The 6,535-nt window shown below is 62.3% G+C and carries 7 protein-coding genes and 1 pseudogene; 4 read left to right on the top strand and 4 right to left on the bottom strand.

Annotation, left to right across the window (positions count from 1 at the left end; genetic code table 11):
• Positions 1-180: 180 nt before the first annotated feature.
• Together QZY44_RS16420 and QZY44_RS16415 are read left to right on the top strand one after the other, a co-directional pair.
• Entirely contained in the window at positions 181-528 is a 348-nt protein-coding gene (locus tag QZY44_RS16420) for a DUF4113 domain-containing protein (RefSeq protein WP_295448375.1), read from the top strand.
• Between the two features lie 1,734 nt (positions 529-2,262).
• On the top strand, positions 2,263-2,469 hold the full coding sequence (locus QZY44_RS16415; protein ID WP_295448371.1) for a hypothetical protein: 207 nt from the start codon (positions 2,263-2,265) through the stop codon (positions 2,467-2,469).
• 1,514 nt (positions 2,470-3,983) lie between these two features.
• Here the strand turns inward: QZY44_RS16415 and QZY44_RS16410 are convergent.
• The 3 genes from QZY44_RS16410 to QZY44_RS16400 form a co-directional block, all read right to left on the bottom strand.
• Entirely contained in the window at positions 3,984-4,325 is a 342-nt protein-coding gene (locus QZY44_RS16410; protein ID WP_295448369.1) for a hypothetical protein, read from the bottom strand.
• Between the two features lie 105 nt (positions 4,326-4,430).
• Positions 4,431-4,823, bottom strand: coding sequence for a lytic transglycosylase domain-containing protein (locus tag QZY44_RS16405; RefSeq protein WP_365304609.1), 393 nt, complete (start codon positions 4,821-4,823; stop codon positions 4,431-4,433).
• Positions 4,824-4,906: 83 nt separating this feature from the next.
• Positions 4,907-5,323: a hypothetical protein gene (locus QZY44_RS16400; protein WP_295448366.1), complete on the bottom strand. Its 417-nt coding sequence runs from the start codon at positions 5,321-5,323 to the stop codon at positions 4,907-4,909.
• A gap of 120 nt (positions 5,324-5,443) precedes the next feature.
• On the opposite strand from QZY44_RS16400, the gene QZY44_RS16395 reads away from it, so the two are divergent.
• Together QZY44_RS16395 and QZY44_RS16390 are read left to right on the top strand one after the other, a co-directional pair.
• A complete protein-coding gene (locus tag QZY44_RS16395) occupies positions 5,444-5,704 on the top strand; it encodes a hypothetical protein (protein WP_295448363.1) in 261 nt (86 codons plus the stop codon).
• 36 nt (positions 5,705-5,740) lie between these two features.
• The gene (locus QZY44_RS16390) at positions 5,741-6,037 is read left to right on the top strand and encodes a hypothetical protein (protein WP_295448360.1); all 297 of its coding nucleotides are present in this window, start codon (positions 5,741-5,743) and stop codon (positions 6,035-6,037) included.
• A gap of 97 nt (positions 6,038-6,134) precedes the next feature.
• On the opposite strand, the pseudogene QZY44_RS16385 reads toward QZY44_RS16390, so the two are convergent.
• Positions 6,135-6,535 (bottom strand): annotated as a pseudogene (locus QZY44_RS16385) (TraG domain-containing protein); the annotation flags it as partial.

Below are 6,535 nucleotides of genomic sequence, written 5' to 3'. Positions count from 1 at the left end.
GTAGTCCAGCATGAGGGGAGTTTACCAAAAATCTCGGCAGGTTACCCGCCGCGACTAAACCGGGATCTCACATGAGAGACGTATAATGTCGGCTCATTTGCAAATAATCCGGGTCCGGGACCCTCGTTATTTGCAGTTAATCCGGGTCGAAAATCGCGATGTTTGCAAGTCGGGCCGCGGATGTTTGCAGGTCGCTACAGCTACGCCAATGCGCTGACCGTCGCGTTCCCCACGCCGACCCAGGACAGCGGAACCCTGATCCGGCACGCGACCCAGGGCGTCGGGCGGCTCTTTCGCCTCGGTGATGCCTACCGCAAGGCCGGCGTCTTGTTGCCGGATGTGGTCCCAGCGGCGCAGGCGCCAACCGACCTGTTTGCCGGCGCGACGGACGATGACCGGTCCCGCGACCGGATGGCCATGCTGGACGCGGTCAACCGGCGCTATGGGCGCGATACGCTGCGCTTCGCCGGTCAACTGGTGGGGACCCCCACTGGCGGCGGCGAGCCGCGCGACAGTCGATGGCCTTAACCACCCAGTGGGGGGCGTTGCCGACGGTCAGGGCTGGCTGATGGTACGCGGCCGGTGGGGGAGAGCGCTCGCGCCGGACCGGGCCGCCGCCAGGGTCGGCGGAGCGCGGCCGTCACGCGTCTTACTGATCGCGCGGGGATAGCGCCGGAGCGGGTCCTGACTGAGCGTGCGTCAGCAACGTCCTACGCCGTGTGCGGAGTTTTCAACCGTCGCTACGGGCACTGACGCCCTGTTCGGCAACCGTCTGCCACTCTATCCTGCCAACCATCGAAGGGACGCAAACAGGACCGGACACAGGAGACCGGGCGTGGTCAGGGTGCGACAAGGACGCCGTGACAGGGACCGTAGGACCGCGCGACAGGGAGCAGGATGCACAACGGGCAGTTCGATGGACTCGAGGCCCCAGGGGCAGCAGCAGGAATACGTGTGGAGTACGCGGGCTCAACCGGATTGACGGCGGACGCTGCTCTACTGAAGGAATTTCAGCCAGGGAGGGCACTCTTCACAGCCGCCGATCGTCGTACCAGCCGACTGTCGACGGTTTTTTGCGCGTCCGTTACATGAGCGTCCTGCCGGTTACCGGGTTCGCTGTCTGCGGCGGGCAGTCTCTGAGCTATTTCGATCATCCAGCGGCCATCGGCTGCCGCTGCGGACAGCTCAAGGCAACAGGCTAAATTGAAGGTGCTGCGCTTAGGCCGCAGTCATGCAGAATAGGGGAGTGTGAGGGGTTGTACGAGGAATGACGTATGAGGTCACGGCCCCGCTCAAGGCGGGGCCGCGACCATCTTGACGTTTCGTTTGCATGTGATCAGCGGTCAGCCGCCGGTGCCGCTCAGGGCGTAGGGGACCAGGGGGGCCAACATGATTCCGATTGCGAGCCACATGGCATGGTTGCTGCGGGTACTGAGGTCTTGGTCACTCATGATGTTTACCTTAAGTTCGCGTGTGATCGGGGGTTAGACGCCGGTGCCGCTCAGGGCGTAGGGGACCAAGGGGGCCAACATGATTCCAATGGCGAGCCAGATGGCATGGTTGCTGCGCATAGTAAGTTCTTGGTCACTCATGATATTCACCTTGCTTTAGATGGCTCGTGTACCGTTAGTGTTTAGCACATTCAGAGGTCTGTTGTACCGTGGGGGGCGATCCAACGATCCTTTGCTGTGCCGATGGTTGCGAAGATACAGACCGCGCCGTCGAGCCTCCAATGGTTATGTCCGACTGCGGCGATAGGTTTTTGCCTACCATTGGAATCTGCGGGGCAAAGGTCGCCTCGTGACGAGAGCAGCCCTGTCCCTGGCGCAAGCTCCCGCGACCGCGCTCGGCACTGCTGCCTGCGGCCAAGGCCCTCGACGCTTCGCCTTGGCCACACCTGACGGTGGGCCATGGCTACGCCGGCTCACTCCCAGCGGCCTTGGCGTCCCTGCCAGCAGACCGGTCGCCATCCTGGCCATCTTCGGACCCAATGACGGCTCGCAGTCACGCGCCTGCCCCGCTCCGAGCGGGGCCAGTCCGGAAGCGTGCGCCGGTGCGGCCTGGTGCATGCGGCGCCGCCCATCACGGCCCTAGGCGCCACCAGCCCGCATGCACCCCGACGCCTGCGCTGCCTGCCACTGCTCAGAGCACCGCAGGGTGTAGAGCGCGGCCGTCACGCGCCTTGCTGATCACGCCCCTGGGCCGTCGCAAACGCACCGACTGCGAGGCACCGCCCGTGGCTGTCCGGCCTGTCACGAACAGGTGTATTGCCAACGGAGCGTAGCCAAACGCAGCGACCCCGACGCGGCAGCGAACCTTGCCCGTGTCTCTGCGGTACTGGGCGCGGAGTTCGCCGAGACCTACCAGCGCTGGCTCGCCGGCGACACCCTCGCCATCATCGGCCAAGCCCATGGTGTGGCGTATGAAACCATACACCTGCGCCTTTTGCGGGTACATGCCTTACTCTAGGAGCAGCCAGGGACAGACTGACAAGAACCTCGCATTTTGAGCAACCGACGCCTTTTATATCAATGCTATGGGTTCGTCAGTTGCCGCGGCTAGCGTGGGAAGAAGGACGGTGGTTGATGCTGGTTGACGGCACCTGTGCGGCTTGACAGGGCGGCGTGAGGCACGGTCGCTGACAGGTCCTGGTGCAACGGGACCGTACTTCGGCTTGGGCTTCGTGGTGGCTGATAGATCGCCAAGCAGGCTCGAGGCAGCATGGCCGTCACAGCGGCAGTCCGCTCCGGCAACATTGCGTCATTCGGCGACTGATCAGTCCTGCGTGCTGCCGATGCCGATGCCGAAAAAATGTGGGGGTGCGGACCGGATGTTCCGGCCCGCGCGACGGTGTTAAAACGCGGCTATGAGTCCTGCGGAGAATCCATACATCTCCCCGCGTACGGTCTCAAACTCTGCGGTGCGCTGTGCGAGGGGTTGTACCGACATCTCGCTGCCACCGGCGGCATCCCACCGGATCATGGAGCGTTCGATAATCCGTCCGAATTCGCTGGGGACGATGATTTGCCCGCTCGCTTTCCTGAATCGGAGCGATGTGACAAATTGTGTCCCTGCCTCGGTTCCGCGTTCATACGCGGACTCGTAGCCATCGGTCCCCAGCAAGACGTTTTGACCGACTGGAAGCACATGACTGTTGGATCGCGTTAATAGCGAAACTCGCTTGAGTTTTCTCATAAGACCGGGTCTCTTTGAGGGGGAACAAGAACGAATCGAAGGCGCGTCACATGGGGCAGTCTGACAACTCGACGTCAGGCAGAGGGTGGGTGCTTCCTGTGGAGCGACTATACAGTTGAACAGCGAGGATTCTCCAATCGGGTCTCGTGCTGCGAAGGACGTGTACTCTTGCCGACCCAAGCCGAGAGCGGCAATGGAAAAGATCGCCATGCGCGACGATGCGAGCAAGCGGAGTACGGGTGAACGGGAGGACAGTGGGTCCGTGTCGGGTCCTAGAGGTGACCGTGGCGAAGTTGCTGCGTACGTAGAGGGGGAACTGCGCCAGTGATCGCGAACCACGTAGGTGTGGGCGTTGTGGTCAGATTGCGACTACGTCTCTTTTTGGGGACGTTTGGCCGTGGCTGCTCGCCTGTCCGAGTCAGGCGCTGGGCCTGGGTCAGTGTTCCGGCCAGAGGGTGCTGACGCAGTCGCTGAAAAGGTCGGAGGAGTCTCTGAATATGCTAATAATTTTAAGTTCTTAGCGCATACTCTAACGGCCACAACGGGTGATTTTTGCTTGGGACCCCGGCACCTGCATCAGCGTCTTGATGATCGCGCTGTCCTTTGAGAGCAAGAAAAGCCGATGGGGCACCAAACCTGCGAAGGACGACGAAATTGGCTACGCGGCAGGGGGTGCGACCACAGTCGCCCTACGGGCTCCTTACCTGCGCGCGGGCTCAGGTCGGTGATGTCCCATCCTCACATAAATCCTCCAGCGGAGGGTGATTTCTAGCCTGACGCTTGAGTCATCAATGGTCGTTATCTCCGTGCCCGTAGATATTGCCGCCTCCATCAGTTATTCCATTCATGATAAATCCGGTTGCCGGATTAATAGTAACATCGCCAATGTCGTCATGGTTCCAAAGAGTGGCGTTGTTGAAACGTTCATCATTTCCATGGTGGTTGATATGTGGAGCACAAAATAGTTCACGAACCATAAGCCACCCGAGCACCACCAAGAAAGCGGAGATCGCCATTCTGGCGTCGAAGATGAGCAATGCGATGAATGTGACAGGCGCCATGAGCATCCATCGTATCCGGCGAGGCATGGTGCGGAGGCCGCGGCCGAAGCGGCGGGTGAAATTGCGCATGATTTGGTTTCCTCTTGTCAGCCCACCGGTTTCGGGGGAGCAGGTTCTGGGCAAGTCCGCCTGGTCTCAATCGCCTACGTGCGGCGATCGACGCATCGATCAGCGTTAACCTCTTTGTGCCCTTCGCGGAGGCTGTCCGGCATCCCGCCCAGTCTCCAGATCCACGCGCCGGAAAGCGTCCGTCACTTTTGGCAGGTAATCCACCGTTTCCTGCTTCAACGGTTTACCTCGCCCTGCCAGATAATTTTCAATCCGTTGAGGCCCTGCGTTATAGGCCATAATGGCATGATTCCAGTTACCGAATTGTTGAAAATCCCTCGCGAGGTGCTTCGCCGCGCCTTCAGCCGCCTCGCGCGGATCAAAAGGGTTTGCGACGCCAAGCGCGGCGGCGGTCGTTGGCATGATTTGGAACATGCCTTGCGCGCCAGCCTCGGACACGGCGTTCGGGTTGAAGTGGCTCTCGACCGAGGCGATGGCGGTCAACATCCCGGCCGGCAATCCATGTTCGCGCTCGACATCGCTAAAGTGTGCTCGCAAGGACAGCGGCGCAGCCAACAACCCTTCGTGTTCGCTCCGGCCTCCTAGCTGCGCCCCGTCACTTTTTTTTGAGCGGAACCGAGCGCACCTTGTGTCTGTTCGTTGAACGCCCCGATCAGGCGCAAATCGCTGTCGTCGCGGGAGGACGCCGAGCGCTCGATCAACTCAGCAACATGCCCCCCAAGCCCGGGCCCCGCCTCGTTGATGACCGCCTGCCGGGCCGTTTGTTGGGCGGCACTCGGAAAATCAGCCAGCAGCGAGCCGGTCGCTTCCCGATAGAGCGTCGTTTGCGCCGCCGTCAATCCGTAATGAGACACCTGATCCGTGCGTGCGCTGACCATCGTCGCCCTCGCACCGGACCAACCCGGTTCGCTGCCGGCCGCCGCCTTGCCGGCGGCGATCGATTCCGCGAGTCCTTTGCCGTCCGCCAACGACGTTCCAAATGCCTTCAGACCGGCCATCGACTCGCGCGCCAAGCCGCTCACGCCAGCGTCTGTCAAGGCCAACGCTTCTGCGACTTGAATGGCGAGTCCGCCGGCATGGTTCTGGGAAAGTTGCGCCGCAGGGCGAGGCAACATGGCGTGTTGCGCGATGGTTGCGCCGAGGTTAGTCCCTTTTTCGCCACGCAGGGCCGTCTGCCCGCTCGTCCTGAAGCCCGCCAATCCTTGCTGACCTTGGGCGACGAACTGATCGACGGCACCGAGGCCGCCGTTATGTTCAACGCCTGCGCGGTGCTCCGCGAGTTGGTCCTGAAGACCTGCCGCGTCCGGTCGGACGTCACGCAGCCCAGCCCCATCGACGGCCGCCCGTGCGCGTCCAAAGGTTGGTGCCGACCCTTCTAAATCGGCATTGCGGCCAGGATTGATCCCCTGAGGCGTTTGGAAGTTGAAGGCCCCGCCCAGGATTTCCATGCCAGCCTCTTTGGCGGCGGTCCGTTCGTCGGCCGTCATGCGGTGGACGCGATCACCATCGGTGTGCCCGAGCAGCAGGCCCATCCCCGCTATCCCGCGCGCCTGTTCCGGGTCGGCGGTGGCACCGCCGCGCAGCAGGCGCTGTTCTTCGCGTTGCTGATCCCCGCCCAGGCCAAAACGATCGATTTGCCGTTGCATACGTTCCATGTACGCATGGTTTTGGGGTTCGGCAAGCGCCGCACCGGTGTGGACGCCGTTGAATGAGCCGAGCGTGCCAAACCGTGCGGACATCGACTCGGCGCGATCAAGGCTGCGTGAGGCAGAGAGTACGTCGTCGGCGGAGCGGGTCAGACGGGTTGACTCATTGTGAATCAAAGCTCTCACCGCTGCGTGAACCGGTCGCACTGGCGGCACTCCCCAGCGCATTGCCGAATCCCACACTCGCCCGCGCGCTGGCCTGCTGACTGGACTTCAACTCGCGTTGCGTGTCCTGGCCAACATTCGCGGTCCAGGTCACATTCTCCGCCCCCGGCGCCGCGGTGCCTCGCACGGAGCCATGATCCTGCAGCGCCTGCATCGACAGTGCCGCTCCCGGCGCCACCACATCCGGTGAGACGACCTTCTCGTTGAGGTGGTCCCCGCCCTGGAGCCGACCAGCGAGGCTGGTCGCGGTGATCGCCGAACCGTAGAGCAACATCAGCGCGATCGCCGGCACGCTTGCGGCCAGCATGCCCCCGGTCCCGAGATAATCGATCATGAGGG

It is taken from the genome of uncultured Thiodictyon sp. (assembly GCA_903837595.1).
In the GTDB taxonomy this organism is placed as follows: Bacteria; Pseudomonadota; Gammaproteobacteria; order Chromatiales; family Chromatiaceae; genus Thiodictyon.
This window is presented reverse-complemented; position numbering and strand designations above follow the sequence as displayed.